Genomic DNA, 24,633 nt, shown 5'->3' with positions numbered 1-24,633 from the left:
TTTATCAGTCCTTATTAATCCGCAGGACACACGCACCCTTAATATTACCACCCTTGACGTGACGGAGGGCCATATCCGCCTTTTCAAACGGGTATTCAGTAACGGCCGGTTCAATCTTGAGCCGGTCTGCAAGGGTCAAAAACTCTTCACCATCACGACGGGTATTACTCTCAACGCTGGTTAGGACCTTTTCGTGGAAAATATCGTCCTGGTAGTTCATGGTTGGGATATCCGACATGTGAATTCCGGCCAGGGCCAGAGTTCCCCCTGGAGTCAGGCTCTTTAAGGCTGGCAGGACCATGTCACCAACCGGGGCGAACATAATAGAAGAGTCCAACGGTACGGGCGATGGGTCGTAAGCGCCCTGAGCAGAAGCGCACCCCAACTGGAGGGCAAATTTCTGAGCATCCTTTCCCCGAGTAAAGACGTGTACTTCAATCCCTTGGGCTAAGGCAATTTGGGCGGTAATGTGAGCTGAACCACCAAAGCCGTACAGACCGAGACGACCACCGGCGGGGACATTAGCTCGCTCAAATGCCCGGTAACCGATAATGCCGGCACACAGCAGGGGTGCCGCCGTCAGATCGTCAAAGCGGTCGGGAATCCGGTATGCAAATCCTTCAGGGACAGTAACATATTCGGCGTAGCCACCATCGTGGTCCCAACCCGTATAGATTGAGTGGGGACAGAGGTTTTCATGACCGGATCGGCAGAATTTGCATACCCCACAGGCGTGACGGAACCACGGAATTCCAATCCGTTCACCCAGCTTGAAGCGCTGTGTTTCGGGGCCCTGGGCAAACACCTTACCGACAATTTCGTGACCGGGGGTAACATGTTCGTGGTGGACTGGCAGGTCACCCTCCGTTACGTGCAGGTCAGTGTGACAAACTCCACAGGTCAGAACCTTGACAAGTACTTCGCCCCGCTGCGGCTGGGGTACTGGCTTTTCGACCAGTTTAATGGGTGCCTTTTCCCCATCAATTGGTCCTGGAGTAGTAACCGCCCATGCTCGCATTGTTTCTGGAATGTTTTCACTTTCACCTGACATCTTAAGTCCTCGCTTTCCTGATTTTATTTCCTATTGTAACGCTAAGCCGGAATTTGTGAATAACATCACCTTATTCATAGCGGTGCTGGAGACAGGCAATCTGCCCGCCCCACTGGTTCTGCTTTGCCTTGAGATCAATCTCATGATTGATTGTTGGGTCATCCTCAGCCGCCTGCATTAAGCCCGCTGTTCCTCCAATGTTCTCAATAATGCCGCTACCATAGCCATCTAATAGGTAAGCGTGACGGGTATTCTGCAGAGGACGTGTGGTAGTCACCTTTTCAATTGTAATGGTAAATACCCACGAATCCCCAAAATCATATTCCAGGAGAAATTCATCCCCCGGGTTAAATTCTCCTAACCAGTGGGCCGTCAATGCTTCCCCGGTTTGCTTGCCCCGGTTAAGGACTGGCAGTTGATAAACGTTTTTCCCAACATGAAGTTCGAAGAGGTGGTCTCCGGTGGCCCCAAAGCTGGCAAGAACTTGAAAGCAGAGTTTATCAAGCCGGGTGTCCCCACCGACCTCAAATTCCCGCCACATGGTTGGTCGGTAACCTTTCAAAACTGCCCGTACTTTTAACCGCTTTTTGACCATCGACCGTGAGCGCCCCAGGTTCTGCCGTTGCCGGGTCAATTCCTCCTGCATATTATGTAAAAGCTGCTGGAGGCGGAACAGGTACTGTGGTGAGTGCCGATCCTCCAGACCCTGGCCGGCCGCCTGGATAAAGTTATCAAAGTCCTCATCAGTAAAAAAGTACTGGTAGTGCATAAAGTGACCAAAATCATTGAGGGCCGCTACAATTGCCTTGGCTTCCGCATCAGAGATGTTTCCCTCCGTGATTTCCTCATAGTGGAGGAGGTAGTAATACGGTAGGGTCAGATCATCCAACGGTGAAAGGCCCCGGGCCTCACAGTAGGAACAGTATTCCGTTGCGATGTCCTTGTCCCGGTCGATCACCTGGTCATTTTTTTGCCGTTCTCCCAGGTACTTTTGGTAATCCGTCAGGAAAAGCTGGCTCACGGCGACAGCACTGGTAATGTCAACTAGTGATTCATCATGGTAAAGATAGCGACGATTTTGTTCATTAAAGGTCGGGTGGGCCGGTAGGTGAAAACTATCGAGGGAATACTTCTCAAACATGTCCATAACGGGAATTGTATCCTCCAGCTCGGGATCTATTACCCGGAGTTTATCCGCCAGTTGGAGTGCAATCTCCGTATTGTTAGGTTGTTCATCCCAGTCGATCAAGGCCCCCGTTCCCGTGAGCATTTCCTCACACTTCTTGAGCTGTCGCGCGATGGCGGGCGTCTTTAAATATGTAAACCGGACCGTGGGCAACTGACCATCACGAATCAAACGAATCTTGGCGTGGGGCAGGCTGGCAGCCTCCATCAGACGTAGAAATTCACGTTTGAAGGCGGTGATAAACGACCGGGAGTCGTTAAAGCGCTGCGGGTGGCGGACAATTACTGGCACGGCGAGCTGGTTATTCATTATGACCATAAAGTCATCAATGAAGTGTACCGACCAGGCTTGGGCATCATTTAAATCCTGTTCAGCAACTTCATGCGGGTTAACATGCAGGTGTTGAGCAAAAGAGCTATCAACTGCGATAATCACTTAAACCCCTCCTTCACTATATTCACTTTCATTGTGACAGATTGACCTTTTGATGACAAACATTGTTCCCTAAACTTAAAGAAAATACTAAAATAGGTTTATTAAAACTGTGACCGGAAAGGAAGCTCACCATGATCAATTCACAGCTTGATATTTTTGACTTGAAGCGATTACAAATTCCCCAAAGCAAACACGAACTGGTGGAAGGGGGGAAAGCAACAGCAAGCAGCAATTCCGAGTTCACAACTGGCAACTTTCACACCGGTTGACCGTGATCCCGTTGCCGCCATCGGACTAACCGAGTCCAAGATGATTCCCGAACTTCTCCCCCTGCGCCACAAGCGGATGTTGGCCAGCCGCTTCTCATTTTTCCGGGGAACAGCCGAACTGATGGAGCAGGACCTCAAAAAGCAGGCCCAAAGCAATATCCCCATCGTCATCAGTGGGGACGCGCACGTCAATAACTTTGGCTTCTACGCTTCCCCCGAACGGCAACTGTTATTTGGGCTTAACGACTTTGATGAAGCCCGGATTGGTAACTGGGAAAGTGACCTAAAGCGGCTGCTAGTCAGCGCTGAGCTAGCGGGCGAGGAGAACGGCTTTGCCAAAGAGAACTTGTACGACCTGCTCCAACTAACCACCAAAACCTACCGCCACGCCATCAAGCGCGCTAACCGGATGACGCTTTCTGACGTCTTCTACTTTTCCTTTGAGATCAATGACATGATTCGGACAATCGATTCGTTGGGGATGGTAATGTCCAGATGAACTACCACCTGCAAAAAATCATGAAGAAGAGCCAGCACAGTAACTCCGAGGAAATCATCCAAAAGATGGGGACAGCGGATGAGCGGGGTAACCTGGTCTTTAAGGACAACCCACCCCACGCTAAACACCTGGGGCCCATCCTCTACCAGCAGGTTGTTGCTGGATATAAATTCTACCGGCAAAACGCCAGAGAGGACGTCCGTGTCCTCCTCGCCAACTTCCACATTTCGGACATTATCCGCTACAGCGTCGGTGTCGGTAGCTTTGGGACCCGGTGTTACTTGATCCTACTGACGGGAATTGATGGTAGCCACCTTGTCCTCCAAGTCAAGGAAACCCTACCTTTACGTTACAACCTGCTTAATCTCCAGGTCCAACAGGCCATCCAAAATGGGATTCAGGCGGGGCGCCGGATTGTGACCGCCCAGCGGGTTCTTCAGTCAAGCTCCGACCCTTTCTTGGCCAGCACACGCTTTGGCGGACGGAGCTACTACGTCCGTCAGTTCCGTGACATGAAGGGATCCATCAAGGTTAACAAGCTCGACTTTGACAGCTTCCAACTGTACTGTCAGGTATGTGCCCTTCTCTTGGCAATGGCCCACACTGAGAGCCCGACTTCACCAATGATCCGGGGTTACCTCAAACATCAAAAGGTCTTGGATAAGGGTCTCGCCGACTGGTCACTACGCTATGTCGACCAGGTGACTGCCGACTATACCGCCTTCAAAAAGGCTGTTGAAAAAGGGTAAAGCTGGAAAAAAGCATCAGAGTGCGCCTCCTGCTAGTATTGGCCGATCGTTAGCGCGCGGCCGTAATCAATGACTTGCTTCGTGGCGCTAGACATTAGGAGCACGCTTCGACGCGAAGCTAGTCTATAGTTTTCCGCGATTACTGTGTAATATTCGAAGACAGAAAAAAGAGGTGGGGGAATGCAATTTTCCCCGGCCTCTATTTACCCTTTCCATTCTCACCGTAACGTTTCTGTTCCGCAATCATACTGCTCTTGCGTTTGTGTTTATGAATAAACTCGTCTTCGGCCGCAAAAATCATCAAGAAGTCGATGAAATTGCGTTGAAAGCTCTTATTGAAACGTGGCCACCAATCCTGCCGCATTTTGCCATCTCCTTTATGACTATTTTATCCCCTTCACCATTAAACAAACAATCTTTCCTTCATTTGTTCATCACTTTGTAAACTGTGGTAGAATATTATGTATACATAAAGCGCTTACTTTCAAGGAGGAATTTAATTTATGGATATCGTTAAAGTGCCATTTGGCAAATTTAATGGCCAAGCTGTAACTAAGTATGTATTGACTAATGACAACGGCGTTCAAGCCGGAATCTTGGACTTTGCCGGTTTACTGCAATCTTTCAAGGTCCCGACCAAGGATGGCGGTAAAGCCGATATGGTTTTGACTTCCGAAAACTTAGATGAATTCACCGGGAATGGCTTCTGCACCAACCGTCTGATTGGTCGGGTTGCCGGCCGGATTGGCGACGGTGAATTTAAAATTGATGGTAAAGAATACCACGTTGAGCAAAACGAAGGAAAGAACACCCTCCACGGTGGGAAGAACGGGTTCTACAACCACGTTTGGCACGTTGACGGTACCAAGTTGACGGACAATGCCGTTTCATTGACCCTCAGCTTAACCTTAACACCAGAAATGGATACTTTCCCGGGTAAGATGCACGTTGTCGCTACCTATACGCTTGACAATAACGATAACCTGAGCCTGAAGTTCAGCGCTACCACTGATGCCGACACCCTCTTCAACCCAACCAACCACACTTACTGGAACCTATCAAACGCTGCTGCAAAGACGATTGATAATTTAAAACTCTACGTTAACTCCAAGAACCACTTGGCCGTTGACGATGGTAAGATTCCAACGGGTGAAAAGGTTGCCAATGCCGGAACCCCGTTTGACTTTAGTACACCTACTAAGCTATCTGATGCCTTAAAGCCAATGGCCGCAACGAAGGAAAATGGTTTTGACGACATTTGGGAAGTTGAACCAAGCCTGGACAAGCCTGTTGCTAGCCTTGAAGATCCAGAAAGCGGCCGGAAGATGACCTTGTACTCTGACCGGAACGGTTTGGTTATGTACACCATGAACTCTGACGACCCAACAGTTTACAACCACGGCAAGGTCCAGCCACACATGGGGATTGCCATGGAAGCCCAAACCCTTTCTGACACGCCACACCATCCTGAATTTGGTAACGTCGACCTTCACCCTGGTGAGGAAAAGGCCTACACTATTAAGTGGCACGTTGAATACTAAATTAATGTTTCGTAAATACTTAAAAGAGGGTGAGAAAAAGCTACAATTTTTCTCACCCTCTTTGTATTTTTCGAATATTACATAGTAATCGCGGAAAACCATAAGCCAGTGTCTAGCGTTGCGTAGCAAGTCCATTGATTATGGACGATCATCGGCGCCTATGCCGTGCCGACTATCGTCCTGTACTAGCCAAAGGCGCACCCTGATGCTTTTTTCCTAGCTCTTGTTTTTTAAAAGAACGTCTTTAGAATTGCGTGGGTACTCTTAACCGGAACCTTCATGGTTGGCAAGCCGGCCGGGTGAAGTTTAACTGTCCCCACCTTTTCGCCCTTCTTCAAAGGTGCTTGAAGCTTACCGGTCACTGAACGGTGCTGCTTATCAATTTGAAGGGACGGCTTTGCCTGAGCCCAAGTTGTGTTCTTAGGCAGCCAAACCGTCACTGGCTTAATAAGGGCTAGCTTCGTGGAATGACGTTTCTTAGCGTGGACCACCCGCTGTGTCCGCAGGGTCTTAGGTAATCCCTTGATACTCGTTAGCGTTTGGGGCTGGTAACTGGCGGCCAGCTGTTCATAAAAGGCCTTTTGGTTCTTAGATTGGTCATTCCAGCCGCCCTTAGTATGGAGGGCAACGACGATGACCCGCCGGCCAGCATACGTTCCGGTACTAACAATACACTTACCGGCCACATCCGTGTTCCCCGTCTTCAAGCCGTCAATCTGCCAATCCTTTGGCGCCGCCCCATTCTGCGGTAGTAAGGAATTGATGTTTACCATGTGCTCTTTGTGGTCGGCACTAACATCAAAGTCGGCAAATTTTTCCTTGGTAATGTTGAGCGTTTCTGGATACTTTTCAATCACGTACTTGGAAATCAGGGCCATGTCACGGGCAGAAAAGAGGTTCTCCGCATTTTTATCGACTCCCTTAATAGCATTTTTCCCCAAGTCACCATTAGGCAGGCCAATCATGTTATAAATCTTGGCATCGTAGACACCGGCGGCATGAGCAACGCGCTGCATCTTCTTATTGAAGGCGGCCGTGCTCCCGGCACTCGCTAACGCTAAGGCTTCCGTACTCCCATCGGCGGAAACCAGCATCATCGAATCAACCAACTGCTTAACACTGTACTTTTCCCCGGCGTTCAGCTGAACATTTGAGAAGTGCCAGTCGTTAGCGACCTTAGCAACCTCTGGCGTAATGGTGATCTTCTGCTTCCAGCTCATCTTGTGGTCACGAATATCCTGTTCGATTACCGCCAGTGTCAAAATCTTGGTGACCGAAGCGATCGGGTACCGCTTGGTGGCGTTCTTTTGGTATAGGACCTGGCCACTTTCGGCGTCAATTGCGTAAGCGGACCGGGCCTTCATATCAAAGAAGGCCCGGTTCTTACTGCTAGCCGTCACACCGGTAATCCCACTAACTATGCTGATGTTTAAGCTGATTATGACCAGCAACACCCTTATAACTAACTTTTTAATTGCTATCACTCCCGCTGGTTTCTTTTACATACCTTCATATCATAGCCGAAAAACAAGTAATTTAATATGACGTTTTGTTAACAAATCAGTTCCGAAAACCTAAAAGTTAAAAAGTATCCTTAAGATTATTCCCCTGACTTTATTTTTTCATTATTATCGGTATCATTGTATTTATGTGGATTTCATGATTAAGGGGACAAGTGATATGCAGCAAAGAACGCACCACCGCAAGAGAAGAATTTGGCTAGTTATTATCCTGATTATTTTGGGAATATGGGGAATCCACCGCTATGGTTCACTTAATAATCGCCTCACTAGCGCCTGGAATAAGATTATCTACACCTCAAATGGGAACGTGAGCATCGCGGTCTATTCACCCAAGACACACCGGGTGTATTCCGCTGCTAACAAGCCCAACCATAAGTTTCACGCCGCTAGTACTGTCAAGGTTGCGATCTTAGCAGGAATCCTGCTCAAACAGCCCAGCGGTCTAACTGCCCACCAAGAAAGCCTGGCCAATGCCATGATCGAACAAAGTGATAATACCGCAACGACTGAACTCTTTGAAAACTACCTAGGTAAGCAAGCGGGGCTCCAGCAAACCTTTGATAAGTTTGGGATGACCGATTCTACCGCCCGGGAAAACTGGGGCTTGTCAACGACCACACCGCGTGACCAGATCAAGTTGCTCAATAATATTTTCTATAAGTCCGACATCCTCTCTAGTCAGCAACAACAGACGATTCGTTCCTTAATGAGTAACGTTGACGCCGATCAAACCTGGGGAATCTCTGCGGACAGTAACAACTTTGCCATTAAAAACGGCTGGTTAAGCTACGAAGGTTCTGGCTGGATTGTCAACAGTATTGGTTACGTAAAGAACAACAACGGTACGGACTACACGATTGCCGTGTACACGGATAATAACTCCTCAATGGCGGGGGGCCAACAAACTATCGAGCAGCTCGCCCGGGTAACCAAGAACGCAATGAAGTAAACATTTATTTTTTGATGTGTTACTATCGATTTGTAAGGAAGTGTATTCAATGGATATCAAAAGTAACCTTTTAACCCTTGCTGATGGTAATAAGATGCCCCAAGAGGGCTTTGGCTTGTACAAGGTCGATGGCCAAGAAACGATGACAGAATCGATCCAAAACGCCTACCAGGACGGCTACCGGCTCTTTGATACCGCCCAACTATACGGCAACGAAGCTGAGGTCGGAATGGCCCTGCAAAAGTTAGCCATCCCCCGTAAGGATATTTTCGTAACCACCAAGGTCAGCGAAGACAACCAGGGCTATGACCGGGCAATTGCCTCCGTCAAGGAATCCTTAAAGAAGCTCCAGATGGATTACATAGACCTCTTGCTGGTCCACTGGCCAATTCAGCGCGCCTTCTTTGATACCTGGCGGGCATTTGAAGACCTCAAGAAGGCCGGGCTCGCCAAGTCAATCGGGGTCAGCAACTTTGAGATGATTCACCTCCAATACCTTGCCACCCAAGCACACGAAATGCCGGTTGTGGACCAAATTGAACTCCACCCCTTGCTTACCCAAAAGCCGCTTTTCAAGTTTAATCACGACCACCACATCGTCACCCAGGCGTGGAGCCCACTTGGGCGGGGCGCGGTTCTTAACGAAGCGGTCCTCAAGGAAATTGGTGACCGTCACCACAAGTCACCTGCCCAGGTAATCCTGCGCTGGCACCTGCAAAGCGGCGTTTCCTTTATTCCAAAGTCCGTCCATGAGGCCCGAATTGCCCAAAACGCAGATATCTATGACTTTGAATTGACAAACGATGAAATGCAGCAAATCAATGCCCTAAACGAATACAAGCGTACTGGTCGCGAACCCGAACTGGTTTACGAATATAACAAGCAGTACTAGTTGCTAGGTAGAAAAGCTCCGGCACCGCCCCTTCATTATGAAGGACGGCTGCCGGGGCTTTTTTCTTTTGCGTCCCACTGAACAATCACCTCTCGTTAACCGTCTTTCTCAGTATCGATAAGCTTTCAGAGGCATTTTCAATTATTGCCGGTCCACCAGCAATGAAAGTGATTGCAAAATATTTTTGATAAACGTTTGACAATATTAATTTTACATTGTATATTATAGTCACAAATTAAATTGATAAACGTTTATCAAGAAATTATCTTTTAGAAAGCAATACGAGGTATGAATAACAAAAGTTCGATTATTACAAAGCTTGCGTTTCTATCCGTTTCCTTCGTGGTAACCAGTGCCTACGCCATTCAAGGTTCCCTTCCACAACTAAAGGCCGCCTTGAACGTCACCCAGACCCAGTCTGAGTACCTGGTCACCACCCCTTCCTTTGCCGTCATGATTTTCGTGGTCCTCTCACCACTGCTTCAGGAATGGTTCCACATTTCCGATAAAAAGATCATCATGATCGGGGTCATGATTGTCGGCTTTGCGGGAATTGTCCCGATGTTTGTCGATAACTACACCACGATTTTAATTTCGCGGTTAATCTTAGGGGCTGGTTACGGTTTATATAATTCGCAAGCAATCTCAATGATTTCGGTTTGGTACGAAGGCACTGAGCGGGCCCAGATGCTTGGCTGGCGGGCCGCCGCGGAACAGATTGGTCAGGCATGTACGTTAACGATTGCCGGCTTGTTCCTCAGTTTTGTTGGCTGGCACTTCTCATTTGCGGTTTACTTTCTGGCCTTTTTGGTCCTAATCTTCTTCGCACTGCGGGTTCCTAACGATAGCCAATCACAGGACGAAGACATTGACGAGGACAACTTAGCTGGTAACCTAACAAAGAGTCAGCCGACTATTAAGATCAGCCCGGTGGTTTACCTGCTCGTTCTCTTCGCCTTCCTGCTTGTCACTGATTATGTGGGAATGGAGAACCGCTTCCCCGGATTAGCTGTTATGATTAAAGGGAGCCACTATGCAGGCTCATCGATGTTCTTGTCATTGATGCTGATTGGGGCCACTTTGGGTGGAATCTCTTACGGGACCATCCAAAAGCGGCTCGGTTTCGGGACGGTCTACTTGGGACTCGGCCTGATGGCCCTTGCCAACTTCTTGTTTGGCTTTGCCGGTCGTAACTTTGTCATGATGGTCGTCGGCTTGTTGTTAATCGGCTTCCCACTTCAGTTGGTTTCACCACTGATTTTCAACCTGCTGCCGGACTTGGCACCAGCTAACCGGCAACCACTGGTTACATCCCTCTGCCTGATTGGCTTCAACTTTGGCTCATTTTTCTCCCCATCAATTGCGGAATGGACCAACCACCTGCTGGGGAAGCCAACAAGTGGGATGGGGCTGGCGGCGCCATTCCCCGTTTACGGGGTCGTCCTGATCCTGATTGCGATCATTATTTTTGTTGCTACTCGTCACACTGCAAAACAAGCTCAATAATTTTTGGAGGTCTTTTATTATGCCAATTCAAAACAAAGCAATGCTGATCACCTATTCTGATTCCATGGCCAAGAACATTAAGGAAACTCACGAAGTCCTTAAGGAATACATCGGTGACGCTATTGGTGGTGTCCACCTCTTACCATTCTTCCCATCAACCGGTGACCGTGGTTTTGCCCCTTACCGTTACGATGTTGTTGACTCTGCCTTTGGTAACTGGGACGACGTCGAAGCACTGGGTGAAGACTACTACCTGATGTTTGACTTCATGATCAACCACATCTCCAAGAAGTCAGTGATGTACCAAGACTTCAAGAAGAACCATGACGCTTCCAAGTACAGCGACTTCTTCATCCGTTGGGAAAAGTTCTGGGAAGCTGCTGGTAAGGGTCGCCCTACGCAAAAGGATATCGACCTGATCTACAAGCGGAAGGATAAGGCGCCAGAACAGGAAATCGACTTTGACGACGGTAGCAAGGAACACCTCTGGAACACGTTTGGTGAAGAACAAATCGACATCAACGTTAAGAGCAAGGTTGCCCAAGAATTCTTCAAGCAAACATTAACTGACATGGTTAAGCACGGTGCCGACTTAATCCGGTTAGACGCCTTTGCTTACGCTGTTAAGAAGGTTGACACCAACGACTTCTTTGTTGAACCAGAAATTTGGGACCTGTTAAATGAAGTTCGTGACATTCTGGCACCTTACAAGGCCGAAATTCTTCCAGAAATTCACGAACACTACACCATTCCACAAAAGATTTCCAAGCACGGTTACTTCATCTATGACTTTGCCCTCCCAATGACCACCCTGTACACCCTGTACTCTGGCAAGACAGAACGGCTAGCTAACTGGCTGAAGATGTGCCCAATGAAGCAATTCACTACCCTGGACACCCACGATGGAATCGGGGTTGTGGATGCTAAGGACATCTTGACCGACGATGAAATCAAGTACGCTTCCAACGAACTGTACAAGGTTGGGGCTAACGTTAAGCGGAAGTACTCCAGTGCTGAATACCACAACCTGGACATTTACCAAATCAACTCCACTTACTACTCCGCCCTGGGTGACGATGACAAGGCTTACCTGTTAGCCCGGGCATTCCAAGTATTTGCCCCTGGTATCCCAATGATCTACTACGTTGGTTTACTGGCTGGTTCAAACGACCTCGCCCTGCTCGAAAAGACGAAGGAAGGGCGGAACATCAACCGTCACTACTACACCAAGGAAGAAGTTGCTAAGGAAGTTCAACGGCCAGTTGTTGCTAACCTGTTGAAGCTGTTGTCATGGCGGAACAAGTTTGCCGCCTTTGACCTTGACGGTTCCATCAAGGTGGAAACGCCATCCGAAACGACCATCAAGATTACTCGTCAGGACAAGGATGGGGCTAACGTGGCCGTCTTGGATGCCGATGCTGCTAAGAAGGCCTTCACCATCACTGCAAACGGCGAAACTGTTATGGGACAAAAATAATTTCTCTTCAGAATCTCTCTTAAATCTTCTACAAAAAAGGATTGGCGAAATTTTCGCCAATCCTTTTTAGTTATTATTCTGATTAACCAGAACGTCGCCGATTGTTTGCTTGACGTCCTTGTTTTCGACCCATTGCTTGGTGTTATCTTTGTATGCCTGATAAGCAGGGTCAGCAATGTGTTGACGGTAATTTTCCTCTGACTGGAAGACCTCGTAGATTACCCATTCATTTGGTTTTCCCTCTTCAGTACCCACGTAGACCGCTAACATCCCCGGGTCGTTACTCAGCGCCCCTTGTAACTCAGCTGTCACCGCCTTTTTATATTCAGCCTGGTGGTCGGTGGCAACCGTCATCCGTACGATATTGACCCATAAGTCGTTCGGGGTGCTAATGTTTAGCGCAACATTTTGGTGGCCCATAAACTGGGGAACCAGGTCAATTTCATCATGGTTAGTGACCACGCCATCCATTTCCTGCGCAAACTGCTGGTACTGGTCAGAACTAACGTGTTCCTTGTACGCTTCCTGGTTGTCAAAGGCCTCAAACAGGTAGTTGCTCGTGAGGTCATCTGGCTGGTGTGAAGCATACATTCCAAAGGTACCGTCCTCAATCGCCACCGCCGTAATCAGGTTACCGCGGTTAGCATTTAAGTATTGCTCATACGTATCTGGAGCAATTTTAATCAGGTGCATCTTAAACACGACAGAATTATCGGCATTCATCATAGTTATTTGATCCTCTTGAATTTAATAATGCTTATATCATAAGCCAAAACGCTATCCAAAGTAAACCGAAAACTTTTTGGCACCCACAACAGCAGGCCACGGCACCGTTAAAATGGTATAATGAAAAGTGGAATTGGAACTAATGTGAAGGGAGATTTTTCCAATGACTATGAATCCAAGTAAAGCACAAGATGTTTGGAAAGATGCAGGCGAACACGTTCAATTCACTGTCCTCGAGCTTAATCGACAGGACCAAGCCAAGGAACAAGCAGCAATCCAAGAATTTGTGGACCGCTACCAGGCAATTGTTCGTTCCCTCAGAATTCGTGATAACAAGGGGGATTTAAGAGCCTCACTCGGTTTCAGCAGTGCGGCATGGGACTACCTCTTCCCTGACGCACCAAAGCCGAAGGAACTGGAACCTTACGAGACGCTGGCAACCGAAAAGTACTCAATGCCAGCCACGAAGGGTGATATTTTCCTCCACATTCGGGCTAATGACGAAGCCGTGGTCTACGAACTGATCAGTCAATGTCGCCTCTTCTTGAAAGACATTACTACCGTTGTTGATGAGACGAAGGGCTTCCGTTACTTCGAAGGCCGGGCCATCATTGGCTTCATCGACGGCACCGAGGCACCACAAGTTGAAGATGCCGCTGACTACGCCATTGTCGGCGATGAAGACCCCTTCTTTGAAAACGGGTCCTACGCCTTCGCCCAAAAGTGGCGCCACCACATGGATATTTGGGACAAGTTGACCACTGAAGACCAAGAAAAAGCCGTGGGACGGAAGAAGTTCTCCGATCTGGAACTGCCGGATGGTGAAAAGTTCAAGAACGCCCACAACGTTGCCTCCCAAGCCAAGATTAATGGGGTTGAACAAAAGATTGTCCGGATGAACGTTCCATACTCTGACCCTGCTTCTGGTATCACCGGGACCTACTTCATCGGCTACTCCCGTTACTGGAAGGTCACGAAGACGATGCTTGAAAACATGCTGAAGAACGAGGACTACCTGCTTTCATTCTCCGACATCCTTACCGGCCAGCTCTTCTTCATCCCATCCCGGCCACTGCTTGACAAGATTGCCGATGGTGAATTAAACAAGTAGTTGACAAGCAAAAGAAAAGTTATTACACTGACACCATCATTTACACGGAGGAATCAACCATTGAAGTTTTAATTCTACACATTTTAAGATTGTTAATTCAGCATCCAGCGCGAATTAGCTTTCCCGGGTAGAATTATAATTTCATTTAGTTGGTTCCATTAGTGACGGTAAAGTCCGTCAAAAATAAGGGCCTATCCTACGCGGGTAGGCCTTTTTTTGCGTTCCAGAAAGGAACGTGATTATCTAATGGAACCGATTATTATTAAAAAACTTACCTTCGCATACCCCGGCCAGTCCCCCCTCTTTTCCAACTGTCACTTAAACATTAATAGTGACTGGAAGATGGGCCTACTAGGGCGCAATGGACGGGGCAAAACGACCCTAATGAAGATTCTCTTACACCAGCTGGACTATACGGGGACGGTGACCAGCAACCTTAATTTTGCCTACTTTCCACTGGTTACCAACGAAAGTGGGGACCTGACGATTAATACCCTGCTAGGAGCACCCGGCCTCGCCAACCTGGCCCAATGGCAAATCGAACGTGAGCTAAACACCATGGGGGTCGACCCGACAATCCTCTGGCAACCATACAACACCCTCAGTGGGGGCGAACAAACTAAGGTCCAACTTGCCGCCCCCTTTGCCTTGCCGGGGGCCTTTCTCCTGCTCGATGAGCCAACCAATCACTTGGACCAGGTCGGGCGCAAACAAGTGGCCGCCTACCTACAGACCAAGCAGCAAGGCTTTATCCTTACGAGCCACGACCAGGCATTTCTCGATACCGTCATCGACCATACATTGGTAATTGAACGGCACCAGCTGGTCCTGGAACAGGGCAATTACGCCACCTACTTTGCCCAGAAGAAGCGGCGGGACCAGGAGGCCGCCGCCAAGAACCACCAGCTTAAGGCCGAAATCAAGGAGCTCAAGAAGACCCGGCAGCAACGGGCGAAGTGGGCCCAGCGAGCAGAAAACGAAAAGAAGAATAATGCGCATGCCGACAAGGGCTTCATTGGTGCCAAGGCCGCGAAAATGATGAAGAAAACTGTGACCACCACGAACCGGTTAACCTCCGCCATTGAGGACCGACAAGGGCTAATGGCGGAGGTCGAGGAGATTGTCCCCCTGCCCCTTAACCTGGTAAGGACCCACCACGAAACCCTCCTTAGTGTTGACAAAGTTGCCCTGAGCGGGCCCCCACGTCCCTCTTCCAACCCGTCAGCTTTGCGGTCAAGACCGGACAGCAAGTGGCGCTAATTGGTCCTAACGGAATTGGGAAGTCAAGCCTCATCAAGACCCTCTTTGGGCAGTTTACGGGGAAGATCACGGGAAACATTTCCCTTGCTCACGGGATAAAGATAAGCTGTGTTCGCCAGGACTATGCCACCAACCACGGCACCTTGCGGGAATTTGCCCGGCAGAACCAACTAGAATATGACCAATTTCTTAAAATCTTGCGCAAATTAGGAATGGAAAGAGCCAGCTTCACCGTCCCAATCGAGCAAATGAGCATGGGCCAGCAAAAGAAGGTTGAACTGGCCCGGTCACTAGCTACCCCCGCCAACCTCTACGTCTGGGATGAGCCCCTGAATTACCTCGACACCTACAACCAGGACCAATTGATCAAACTCATTCACGACTACCGACCACCCCTCCTCTTTGTCGAACATGACCAGCGTTTCATCAACGCTGTTGCCAGTGAGAAGGTTGAATTATTGCCCGGGAAATGAAGGCGAAGCTGAAAGGGGGTGTGACATAAGTCTCATATATATTTGAAAATGCTACAGCGCAATACACAAAGGGGCTCTAGCGTTCGAATTCTCCGAACGCTAGAGCCCTCTTTGTGCTTGCGGGGGTTCGAAAACGAAATAGCAAGCTAGTTCTGTCTCACTCCCTCAGCTTCGCTTTTTATTTAAGATTCAGTTCCTGAAACCATTCCAAAAAGAGTGGGAACCACTTGGCCATGTGCTGGTCCTGACGATTGTAGTTGACAATTCCGGTATAGTGGTTGGCAAGGGCAATCCCGTGCCCGCCAGTACTAAACTCGTGAAGTTCAAACAAGACACCATGACCCGCCAACGCATTCGCGTAGTGGGCAACATGTTCCAAATAGGGGGTAAGGCCATCCTTAATCGACCCCCAGATAAACGTTGGCGGCGTCTGGGCCGTCACCAGCTTGGCAACGTCTTCCGTCTGGACACCCATCCGCTGGTCAATTGCCGGCTGGATAACCGGGTAACCAAGGCCGACAAACTTGGCCCGGGTTGCCGGTTGGTTACTGTATGCAGCAGCCAGCTGGCCACCCGCCGAGAATCCCAGGACCCCTAGCCGCTGGGGGTCAAGATCAAGAGCAGTAGCATGATCCACCAGGTAGTCGAAAGCCTGAGCCAGGGCCCGCTTAGCCGCCTGGTAGTCCTTGTGCTCTACTACCGGGTAACGAATGACGAAGGCCTGGAAGGCGTGCGTGGCCATCGTTACCGCCACCCGCTCGGAATCACGTTCCATAATTTTGTTATAGCTTCCCCCGGGGACAATCACGACCCCTGGCAATGGTTCATCCGCGTTGCTATGGTAAATATCAATTGACGAAAATGGTTCATTTAGTTTTACATTCCGAATATCCATCAAATCACCTTATTATGTTTAAGTTGGCCCCCGTGAAGGTTAACATCCTTTAACGGAATCAAGTGGGTATGGTAGCGCAGCCGGTAGTACAGCCACAGGACAAGCAGGAGGGGAACACTGAGGTAGGTTAGAATAATCTGTTGCCACTGCCCCTCCAAAATTGCTGTCGGGTTTTGGCCAATCACGACCACCGCACAAAGGATAACCGCTAAAATTGGTCCAACCGGGTAGAACGAGGCCCGGTAACGGAGGTCATTAATGTCGTACCCCTGTGCTTGATACGCCCGCCGGAAGCGAAGATGGGCAACCGCCATCCCCATCCAGGTCAGGAAGCCGGCCAGACCACTGGAATCAATCAGGAATTCATAGATGCCCGGGCCAAAGATTCCCGTCAAGAAGGTCAAGGAGGCAACCAAAGTGGAAGCCATCAGGCCGTAAATGGGGATCCCCCGTTTATCGGTCCGGCCAAAGATTTTCCACGCCTGACCTTCATGGGCCATCGAATAGATCATCCGGGTGGAAGCATACATCCCGGAATTGGCAGCGGAAATAACTGCCGTTAGGATAACCGCGTTCATCGCACTTGCCGCGAATGCCAAACCAGCCCGCCGGAAAACCAGCGTGAATGGGCTGATGGTAATATCCTTAACCGAAGAGCCCAGGAGGTTCTTACTGGTGTACGGCAGGACACAAGCAATGACAAAGATTGCCAGGATGTAAAAGAGCAGGATCCGCCAGAAGGTCGAATGGATGGCCTTGGGGATACTCTTTGACGGGGTTGCCGATTCACCAGCGGTAATACCCACAAGCTCAGTTCCCTGAAAGGAAAATCCCGCAACCAGAAAGACACTTAAAATTGTCGGGGCCCCACCAACAAATGGTGCCTGCTTGTAAGTTAGATTGTGGAAGCCGATTGCCTGGCCCCCCATGATACCAACAATTACGCATAGACCGACGATTAAGAAGAGGACCACGGTCAGGACCTTAATAATGGCCAGCCAGTATTCTGCCTCACCAAAGGCACTGACAGCCAGGGCATTGACCGTGATGATGTAGATTAGCACGACCAGGCTAAATATCCAGCTCGGCACGTGGGGAAACCAGAAGTTCATGACAATCCCGGCGGTCGTACTATCCACCGCAACGGTCAATGCCCAGTTGAACCAGTAGATCCACCCCATTGAAAAGCCCAAGGCGGGGTCGACGAAGCGGGTACAGTAGGTCGCAAAGGAACCGCTGACCGGCAAAAAGGTCGCCATTTCCCCGAGACTCGTCATCAAGAAGTAGACCATGATTCCCATGATCGTATATCCCACGATTGCGCCACCCGGTCCAGCGGTATGGATTGCTGAACCACTGGCGATAAACAGCCCGGTTCCAATCGAGCCACCTAACGCAATCATCTCTAGGTGCCGGGTTTTCAGTAACCGGCGCACATGATTACTCTGTTCACTCATTATGCCACTCCCTTAAAATAAGCTAGAATCATTCTACACTTCTCAAGCCGCACTTTCAAAAAAGAAGCTGCGAAAAAACACAAAAAGGACGCTAACATTCGGATTTTCCGAATACTAGCGTCCTCTTTATTTTTAACATTATTCTTTTCCCGCCAGGTACTCACCAATGACGTCCATCATGGTCGCCCCGTACTGTTCAAGCTTCCGCTGGCCGACCCCATTGACCAGGAGAAATTCCCGCTGTGTCTGCGGTTTAGACTGGGCCATCTCATGCAGGGTCCGGTCAGAGAAGACCATAAACGGGGGTACCCCCTGCTCATCAGCCAGCTCCCGCCGCTTTTGCCGGAGCTTCTCAAAGAGGGCCGCGACATCTGGTGACTCTACCAGCTGGGTGTGGGCCCGCGATGGTGCCTCTTCTTGACGGCGGGTTACCTTTTTTGCGCCGTCCAGGACCTGCCACCCGGCCTGGGCAATCCGGAGAACCGGGTACTGGGCGCCCGCAGTTTCTAAGATACCAGTTGCGACCAGGTAGTCAATCAGGCTTGCTGCCGCCTGCTTGCTCATCTTTTTAAGGGCCCCAAAGTATTCAAGACTTTGGGCGTCGATTTCACGCATCCGTTGGCTTTGTGAGCCGGTTACCGCCTGGGCAACAACACCCTTACCGAAGCGGCCGCCCAGTTCCTTGACCAGGGCAATCACCTGCTGACTTTCCGGCGTAATATCCTGGACCGTCCGTTGGTCCGTGCAGTTGCTGCAGTGACCACATGGCGGCCAATCCTGGCCAAAGTAACGGACAATGAACTGCTGAAGACATTCCGGCGTGCTAGCGTAATTCGCCACAGCCTGGAGCTTCTGGTACTGGCGGTCACGATAATCATCGTCCGCCGTTGACTGGTCGATAAACCAGCGGTACTGGCGAATATCATTGGGGTGGTAAATCAAGATTGCCTCACTCGGTAGGCCATCCCGGCCGGCACGCCCTGCCTCCTGGTAGTAGGACTCAATGTTCTGCGCACTGGTGGCGTGAATGACGAAGCGAACGTTACTCTTATCGATTCCCATTCCGAAGGCGCTCGTGGCTACGATCGTGTTGACCCGGTCAAACTGAAAATCATCCTGAACCTGGGCCCGGTCAGCCGGATCCATGCCAGCACGGTAACCCGCAACGGAGAAGTGCTGCCCAGCCAGGTAATCGGTAAGCTCATCAACCCCTCGCCGGGTATTAACGTAGATTATCCCCGCCTCATCCTGGTGCTCCTTTAGGTAGTCACGGATGTAACGGCGGGTGGTCGTCTCCGGGTGAGCCACCTGAAAGCTGATGTTAGGCCGGGCAAAACTCGTGATAATAAAATTATCCTTGCTAATTCCTAATTGGTCACCAATATCTTCCTGAACTGCCGGGGTAGCCGTCGCCGTTAGGGCAAGAATATTGGGGTGCGACTTCAGATGGTCAACCGCATCCTTTAATTGCCGGTAAGCCGGCCGAAAGTCATGACCCCACTGTGATATACAGTGAGCCTCATCGATTGCAACAAGGTCAATTGGAAGAAAATTTAACTGGTAGCGAAAGTAGTCCATGTTAAGCCGCTCGGGAGTAACATAAATTAGCTTGATCCGGCCCTCATAGGCGCCCCGCAGGATCGGGTTGACCTCCTCCTGGGGAATCGTCGAATTGATGGCCGCCGCGTTAATCCCGTTTTGCCGCAGGGAATCTACTTGGTCCTTCATTAAGGAAATCAGTGGGGACACAACGACCGTAATCCCGTCATTGACCAGGGCCGGAATCTGGTAGCAAAGCGACTTACCGCCACCAGTTGGCATGACGGCAAGAACATTTTGCTTAGCAAGGACCCGGGAAATCACCTCTGATTGGCCCTTGCGAAACTTCGTAAAGCCAAAATTATCTTTAAGAACCTGCTCCGGTGACATACCAACATTCCCTTCTCTATTATCTATCTTATAAGTACGGCTGCTCGAGCCCCATGCACTAAATTTTAGGAACGCTTGGCAATCAAGACCTTAGTTGTAATCCAGGGACCTCCCCACCAGCCATCAAAGCCGGTATTAATGACTTGAATGTCGTCAAAGCCAACGTTGCTAAGGACTTGACGATATTCCTTCATTGCCCGCGTATCCACAATTACGAGGGTCCCGTGGGCCTTCAGTACCCGGGCAGTTTCCTGAAGCGCCCGGCCTCGTTGAATGGCGGGTGTGATGTTATGCAGGGCTGAGTCAATCACCACGTAGTCAAATAGCTGGTTAGCAAACGGTAAGTTCGTCATTGACCCATCAACTAGTTTTACCCGGTCCGCCAACTTAGCGGCAGCAACCCGCCGCTTGGCGATTTCCAAACTCTGCTGCCAGTCGGCAATTCCCGTTACCTTTCCGGAGGCCTGGAGCTGGCCGGCAATCATCATTAAGTCTGTCAACCGTCCAGCACTTAAGTCCAGTACCTGGGAATTCTTAGGGATTGCCAACTGCTGTAGAAGGCGTTGCCAGATCTTCTCGTGTCCCCGGGAAACGGTATGGCAAAAGATTCCGGCCCAAATAATAATCAAGGCCACCCATATCAGGTTCCAGTATTCATGACTGGCAAAGGCACCAATGAGACCGGTAAATACGGCAATTAGCGCAATAATAGCAATGGTAACAACACTGATAGCACTCTTTCTCACTCTTCTCCTCCTTAATCTTGGATAAGTTCATTTAACCGCTGAATATCCTTGGTACTGCCCACAACTGTAATCTTGTCGTGGGGCTGGATAACGTCATCCGCCTGCGGCATTTGGTTAATCTCGTCGTTTTCGCTCACAATGATGATCACGTTAACCCGGTAACGGTTCCGGAAGTCAATTTCCCCAATGGTTCTTCCATAGAACTTCGGGTTATTAACGTTGATCTCCGCCAGGGTCGTTTCCTTGCTGAGGTTTACATAGTCAACTAGGGTCGGATTCAGTTGCTGGAAGATCAGCCGCTTTGCCAAATCATGCTCGGGCCGCACCACCATATCCGCCCCCACCCGTTCCAGGACACGGGCATGGTTAACATTTTCTGCTCGGCAGACAACGTCAGGAGCCCCTAGGTCCTTGGTAATCAAGGTAGCCATGATGCTGGCCTCGATGTTTTTTCCGATTGAAATGTAAACATGGTCAAAATGGCCAATGTCGACCTCCCGCAATGCGTCCTCATCCTGGGCATCGGCAACAATTGCCCGCATCACGGTGTTTGCCAGCTCATTAACGACTTCAGGGTTGGCGTCAATTGCTAATACCTCCTGACCGGCAGCAACCAGTGACTCACAAATTGCGGCCCCAAACTGGCCGATGCCAATTACGGCATAGCTTTCTTTTTTAGCCAATTAAAACACTCTCCTCTGGATAACGGTAACTCTTCACGTTCGGCTGGGCATTGAAGATTGAGAACATTACGGTGTAGATGCCCACCCGGCCGATAAACATTAATGACATAATCACGAGCTGGCCAAAGAGGTTCAAACTCTGGGTGATTCCCAAAGAAATCCCGGTAGTCCCGAAGGCCGCTAGCACCTCGAAAGTCACGTAGCTCAGGGAATCATGCTTGGGAAGGTCCTGGGTTTCCACCAGCAACAGGATAGCCAGCATAACGATACAAAGGGCAACAAAGAATAGGGTCAGGGCCCGGTTGATGTTGCTCTGGGTAAAGCGCCGGTGGGCAAAGTTCGTGTCACGTTGACCACGCAGGGTCGCAATACTCTGGGTAGCCAGTAGACCAATTGTGGTCGTCTTGACCCCACCAGCCGTGGACCCCGGCGTACCACCAATAAACATCAATATGATTGTCAGGCTGATTCCCGCGGCACTCAACTTGGTATAGGGGAAGGTAACTAGACCGGCCGTCCGCGGGGTAATTGCCATGAAGAGGGTATTTAGTAACCGCTGGGGGTAACTAATTTGGTTGCTCAACTGGGCCAAATTGTGTTCCGTCACAAAGTAAACAATAAAGGAAAGGACAAAAATCACGGCCCCGGTCCGCAAGGCTAACTGGGTATGGAGGAAAAGGTGGTGGTACTTATGATAGTTGAGGAGGTCCTTCCAAACTAAGAAACCAAGTGAACCAGCAACAATTAACACAGCCAGGACACAAATCATGTAAGGGTCATTCAGGTAGTTTTCCATGCTGTTACCAAAGAGGTCAAAACCGGCATTACAAAAGGCCGAAATGGAATGGAAAATGCTGAACCAGATTCCCTTCCCCAACCCGTAACGGGGATAGAAGTCGAAGAACAAGAAGGCCGCCCCGCAGACTTGAATCAACAGCGATAGTTTAATAATCAGGTAAACAACGTTCAGCTGTGACAAGTTATCCAGGTTAAGGGCCTCTTGAGTCAGCAGACGGGTCGACATCCGCACCCGGCGGCGAATCATCAACGACATCATGACGGCGAAGGTCATAAACCCTAGGCCCCCCACCTCCATCAAGAGGGCAATCACCGTCTGCCCAAAGAGGGTCCAGTGGGTGGCCGTGCTAACTAGGGTCAACCCCGTCACGCAGGTCGCACTCGTCGACGTAAAAAAGACCGTCATAAAACTGGTACGGAGGCCACTGGCGGTCGAACACGGCAGTAACAATAAAACTGTCCCGATGGCAATCACCACTAAGAATCCCAAAGTCAGTAATTTGGGAAATGAATAGCGGTGCTTATTGATCTCTATCAAGCTACTTCCCCCTATTGTCTTATCAATTAATTATAAGCATTTTTATGGGGGCCTGTACAACTATTTCCCGGGAAATAGAAAAGGGAGAAGCTGAAAAAAAGCATTAGAGTGTGCCTTAATATAGGACGATTATTGGTACGGTACGGGACAGCGATCGTCCGTAATCAATGGACTTGCCTTGCGACGCTAGATACTAGGAACATGCTTTGACGCGGAGCAATCCTATTTGGTTTCCACGCGATTACCGTGTAATATTCGTAAAGCAAAAGTGGCTGGTGAGAAAACATAGTTTTCTCTCAGCCACTTGTCTTAATCATTGCTACCCGGTAATACGACTTATATATGATGTTTGGATGTTAATTGGATGAAAGGAAAATAATTCGATATTATCGTAGCAACGTCATTTTCATTATGTAGTAGCAAATATCAAATTTGCTTTTTTTATTATAGCAAAAAATATTGTGAAGTAAAGTACTATTTAAAAATGTTAACGTTTGGCAACTATTTTTTAACATTGAAACTGCCCTGTAACGATAGAGTTTTCATTAAAACTATAATCATTGTGAAAGTTCACACAGTCAGTGCTCAATCCGTCCACCACTCCGGCGTATTTACGACCACTTGCTGGGCACCGCCGGCCGTTTGCAAAAAGGCCTGACCAGTTGGTAAACCTGCTACCGTAGAAAACGGTACCGTCGTTGACAGGGCGGTTAATTCGTCGACACTTAGGAGACGGTGAATGAGGACCGTATTAAACTGTGACCGCATTTTAGCGGGCAGGTCTAGCGGGGACTGGGTTGTCAAAATCATCCGAAGATGAACCTTGCGTCCCTCCCGGAGGACCTGAAAAATTCCGTTGTGACTAAGGGACTGGTCGTTAGCGGACAGGTAACGGTGGGCCTCGTCAAGAACGATGTTCACCGGAAAAGCGGTCCGTTTCTGGAGACGGTTATTTAAGATAATCTTGAGAAGGTAGGAAATAATGGTCCCTTGACGGCTTTCAAACTGTTTTAGCATGGAGAGGTCAATGACTAGGGTCCGGTGACTGCTGCGGTGGGCCAGGAACATCTTCAGGACAAACGAAAGCTCTGTTTTTGCCCTTCCCGGGTGGGGGACCATATCAAAAATCCGGCGAAAGTAAGGGGTGCTCAGGCACTCACGAAGGTTCATCATCGCCGTCCATGCCCGACTAATGGTGGCGTAATCATACACCTGACCCAGCAAGTGGTAGTCGGCCCGGCTATCTGGAAAGGGAATGACCATTTCTTCAACTAGTTGGTCTGGCAATTGGGCAATTTGATATTCACTCGTCCAAGTGCTCAACTGGTTGAGTAATTGTTGGTACTGGTCGATCGCCTGGCCCAGTTTTTGGTAGCAGCCCGGCCGCTGAACCAGGTTATGCTGAACCTTCAGTGCGTCGATTGCCTGAACCAATTTCTCCGTTAATAAGGGTGACAGTTGGGTCCCCAGTACCTCCTGCAATTCACTAGCACTGAGTTTCCCCGCTTCCAGGTATGCATTTTCTCCCAGAGTATAGGTCACAGCGTTAGGTAATTGGGCATACTCGCCTGTTGGATCAAGGACGATTGCGGTCTGGTTCTCATGCTGAAACTGGTCGAGCAAAGACAAGGTCGTAGTAGTTTTCCCACTTCCCGTCTGTCCGACGATCAGTAAGTGGTGGGCCTTAAGAAAATCCACGGCGACCCTTTTGCCGTCAACCAAATTAAGTGCGTTTGCTACCATTATTGTTCCTCCTCATTTCCGCTCTGTTGAATTATCCTAGTTGGTATCTTACCGCCGCTTCTGGAAGAATGGTAACTATATAAGGAGTGATATTTTTTAATCTTTTAATCGAACATACGTTTCAGGATATGATATAATATTCTTAACAGAGAATAGTGTTCAGGTATTAATTAGCTTTGTCGACTGGCCAATGATGA

18 protein-coding genes and 2 pseudogenes are annotated in these 24,633 nt (G+C 49.4%); 8 read left to right on the top strand and 12 right to left on the bottom strand.

Translation table 11 applies throughout. The features are described from left to right. Nucleotides 1-4: 4 nt before the first annotated feature. Both FD32_RS04460 and FD32_RS04455 read right to left on the bottom strand, forming a co-directional pair. Entirely contained in the window at nucleotides 5-1,051 is a 1,047-nt protein-coding gene (locus FD32_RS04460; RefSeq protein ID WP_047768246.1) for a zinc-dependent alcohol dehydrogenase family protein, read from the bottom strand. 70 nt (nucleotides 1,052-1,121) lie between these two features. Next, nucleotides 1,122-2,672, bottom strand: coding sequence for a plasmid pRiA4b ORF-3 family protein (locus FD32_RS04455; protein WP_047768247.1), 1,551 nt, complete (start codon nucleotides 2,670-2,672; stop codon nucleotides 1,122-1,124). A gap of 131 nt (nucleotides 2,673-2,803) precedes the next feature. On the opposite strand from FD32_RS04455, the pseudogene FD32_RS04450 reads away from it, so the two are divergent. Continuing rightward, a pseudogene (locus FD32_RS04450) lies at nucleotides 2,804-4,189 on the top strand (DUF2252 domain-containing protein). Nucleotides 4,190-4,388: 199 nt separating this feature from the next. On the opposite strand, the gene FD32_RS10085 reads toward FD32_RS04450, so the two are convergent. Beyond that, nucleotides 4,389-4,553, bottom strand: coding sequence for a hypothetical protein (locus FD32_RS10085; RefSeq protein ID WP_169746077.1), 165 nt, complete (start codon nucleotides 4,551-4,553; stop codon nucleotides 4,389-4,391). A 139-nt stretch (nucleotides 4,554-4,692) separates the two neighbouring features. Here FD32_RS10085 and FD32_RS04445 point away from each other — a divergent pair, with 139 nt between their 5' ends. After that, the gene (locus FD32_RS04445) at nucleotides 4,693-5,730 is read left to right on the top strand and encodes an aldose epimerase family protein (protein ID WP_047768249.1); all 1,038 of its coding nucleotides are present in this window, start codon (nucleotides 4,693-4,695) and stop codon (nucleotides 5,728-5,730) included. A 230-nt stretch (nucleotides 5,731-5,960) separates the two neighbouring features. On the opposite strand, the gene FD32_RS04440 is transcribed toward FD32_RS04445, so the two are convergent. Continuing rightward, on the bottom strand, nucleotides 5,961-7,214 hold the full coding sequence (locus FD32_RS04440) for a D-alanyl-D-alanine carboxypeptidase family protein (RefSeq protein WP_047768251.1): 1,254 nt from the start codon (nucleotides 7,212-7,214) through the stop codon (nucleotides 5,961-5,963). 196 nt (nucleotides 7,215-7,410) lie between these two features. Between FD32_RS04440 and FD32_RS04435 the strand changes: the two genes are divergently transcribed. The 4 genes from FD32_RS04435 (at nucleotide 7,411) to gtfA (ending at nucleotide 12,077) form a co-directional block, all read left to right on the top strand. Then, nucleotides 7,411-8,202 (top strand): serine hydrolase, encoded by a 792-nt coding sequence (locus FD32_RS04435; RefSeq protein WP_047768253.1) that lies wholly within the window; start codon nucleotides 7,411-7,413, stop codon nucleotides 8,200-8,202. A 49-nt stretch (nucleotides 8,203-8,251) separates the two neighbouring features. Further along, on the top strand, nucleotides 8,252-9,094 hold the full coding sequence (locus FD32_RS04430) for an aldo/keto reductase (RefSeq protein ID WP_047768255.1): 843 nt from the start codon (nucleotides 8,252-8,254) through the stop codon (nucleotides 9,092-9,094). A gap of 288 nt (nucleotides 9,095-9,382) precedes the next feature. After that, the gene (locus FD32_RS04425; RefSeq protein ID WP_047768257.1) at nucleotides 9,383-10,600 is read left to right on the top strand and encodes an MFS transporter; all 1,218 of its coding nucleotides are present in this window, start codon (nucleotides 9,383-9,385) and stop codon (nucleotides 10,598-10,600) included. 19 nt (nucleotides 10,601-10,619) lie between these two features. Then, nucleotides 10,620-12,077 (top strand): sucrose phosphorylase, encoded by a 1,458-nt coding sequence (gene gtfA / locus FD32_RS04420; RefSeq protein ID WP_047768260.1) that lies wholly within the window; start codon nucleotides 10,620-10,622, stop codon nucleotides 12,075-12,077. 66 nt (nucleotides 12,078-12,143) lie between these two features. Here the strand turns inward: gtfA and FD32_RS04415 are convergent, their stop codons facing one another. Beyond that, nucleotides 12,144-12,803 (bottom strand): putative quinol monooxygenase, encoded by a 660-nt coding sequence (locus tag FD32_RS04415; RefSeq protein WP_047768262.1) that lies wholly within the window; start codon nucleotides 12,801-12,803, stop codon nucleotides 12,144-12,146. A 163-nt stretch (nucleotides 12,804-12,966) separates the two neighbouring features. Between FD32_RS04415 and FD32_RS04410 the strand changes: the two genes are divergently transcribed. After that, complete coding sequence (locus tag FD32_RS04410) at nucleotides 12,967-13,914, top strand: Dyp-type peroxidase (protein ID WP_047768264.1); 948 nt, start codon at nucleotides 12,967-12,969, stop codon at nucleotides 13,912-13,914. Between the two features lie 246 nt (nucleotides 13,915-14,160). Beyond that, a pseudogene (gene abc-f, locus FD32_RS04405) lies at nucleotides 14,161-15,647 on the top strand (ribosomal protection-like ABC-F family protein). Between the two features lie 178 nt (nucleotides 15,648-15,825). On the opposite strand, the gene FD32_RS04400 reads toward abc-f, so the two are convergent. The 7 genes from FD32_RS04400 to FD32_RS04370 form a co-directional block, all read right to left on the bottom strand. Further along, complete coding sequence (locus FD32_RS04400; RefSeq protein ID WP_047768266.1) at nucleotides 15,826-16,542, bottom strand: alpha/beta hydrolase; 717 nt, start codon at nucleotides 16,540-16,542, stop codon at nucleotides 15,826-15,828. Beyond that, nucleotides 16,542-17,999, bottom strand: a complete 1,458-nt coding sequence (locus FD32_RS04395) for an amino acid permease (protein WP_047768268.1) — start codon at nucleotides 17,997-17,999, stop codon at nucleotides 16,542-16,544. The genes FD32_RS04400 and FD32_RS04395 overlap by 1 nt, the downstream gene beginning before the upstream one ends. A 138-nt stretch (nucleotides 18,000-18,137) precedes the next feature. After that, nucleotides 18,138-19,928 carry a DNA helicase RecQ gene (gene recQ, locus FD32_RS04390; protein ID WP_047768270.1) on the bottom strand — a complete coding sequence of 597 codons (1,791 nt, stop codon included), beginning with the start codon at nucleotides 19,926-19,928 and terminating at the stop codon, nucleotides 18,138-18,140. Between the two features lie 65 nt (nucleotides 19,929-19,993). After that, nucleotides 19,994-20,674: a class I SAM-dependent methyltransferase gene (locus FD32_RS04385; RefSeq protein WP_047768272.1), complete on the bottom strand. Its 681-nt coding sequence runs from the start codon at nucleotides 20,672-20,674 to the stop codon at nucleotides 19,994-19,996. An 11-nt stretch (nucleotides 20,675-20,685) separates the two neighbouring features. Next, a complete protein-coding gene (locus tag FD32_RS04380; protein WP_047768273.1) occupies nucleotides 20,686-21,357 on the bottom strand; it encodes a potassium channel family protein in 672 nt (223 codons plus the stop codon). Next, nucleotides 21,350-22,693 (bottom strand): TrkH family potassium uptake protein, encoded by a 1,344-nt coding sequence (locus FD32_RS04375; RefSeq protein ID WP_047768275.1) that lies wholly within the window; start codon nucleotides 22,691-22,693, stop codon nucleotides 21,350-21,352. The genes FD32_RS04380 and FD32_RS04375 overlap by 8 nt, the downstream gene beginning before the upstream one ends. A gap of 585 nt (nucleotides 22,694-23,278) precedes the next feature. Next, a complete protein-coding gene (locus FD32_RS04370) occupies nucleotides 23,279-24,436 on the bottom strand; it encodes an ATP-binding protein (RefSeq protein WP_047768277.1) in 1,158 nt (385 codons plus the stop codon). Nucleotides 24,437-24,633 lie beyond the last annotated feature (197 nt).

The sequence above is a fragment of the Limosilactobacillus panis DSM 6035 genome (assembly GCF_001435935.1).
GTDB classification, from domain to species: Bacteria; Bacillota; Bacilli; order Lactobacillales; family Lactobacillaceae; genus Limosilactobacillus; species Limosilactobacillus panis.
The sequence above is the reverse complement of the archived record's forward strand: the minus strand, read 5'-3'. Positions and strand labels throughout refer to the sequence as shown.

Bases quoted from the DNA above. Each gene is read 5' to 3' on its own strand.
- FD32_RS04460 (WP_047768246.1), bottom strand. From the start codon at position 1,051: ATGTCAGGTGAAAGTGAAAACATTCCAGAAACAATGCGAGCATGGGCG.
- FD32_RS10085 (WP_169746077.1), bottom strand. From the start codon at position 4,553: ATGCGGCAGGATTGGTGGCCACGTTTCAATAAGAGCTTTCAACGCAAT.
- FD32_RS04445 (WP_047768249.1), top strand. From the start codon at position 4,693: ATGGATATCGTTAAAGTGCCATTTGGCAAATTTAATGGCCAAGCTGTA.
- FD32_RS04435 (WP_047768253.1), top strand. From the start codon at position 7,411: ATGCAGCAAAGAACGCACCACCGCAAGAGAAGAATTTGGCTAGTTATT.
- FD32_RS04430 (WP_047768255.1), top strand. From the start codon at position 8,252: ATGGATATCAAAAGTAACCTTTTAACCCTTGCTGATGGTAATAAGATG.
- FD32_RS04425 (WP_047768257.1), top strand. From the start codon at position 9,383: ATGAATAACAAAAGTTCGATTATTACAAAGCTTGCGTTTCTATCCGTT.
- gtfA (WP_047768260.1), top strand. From the start codon at position 10,620: ATGCCAATTCAAAACAAAGCAATGCTGATCACCTATTCTGATTCCATG.
- FD32_RS04415 (WP_047768262.1), bottom strand. From the start codon at position 12,803: ATGATGAATGCCGATAATTCTGTCGTGTTTAAGATGCACCTGATTAAA.
- FD32_RS04410 (WP_047768264.1), top strand. From the start codon at position 12,967: ATGACTATGAATCCAAGTAAAGCACAAGATGTTTGGAAAGATGCAGGC.
- FD32_RS04400 (WP_047768266.1), bottom strand. From the start codon at position 16,542: ATGGATATTCGGAATGTAAAACTAAATGAACCATTTTCGTCAATTGAT.
- FD32_RS04395 (WP_047768268.1), bottom strand. From the start codon at position 17,999: ATGAGTGAACAGAGTAATCATGTGCGCCGGTTACTGAAAACCCGGCAC.
- recQ (WP_047768270.1), bottom strand. From the start codon at position 19,928: ATGTCACCGGAGCAGGTTCTTAAAGATAATTTTGGCTTTACGAAGTTT.
- FD32_RS04370 (WP_047768277.1), bottom strand. From the start codon at position 24,436: ATGGTAGCAAACGCACTTAATTTGGTTGACGGCAAAAGGGTCGCCGTG.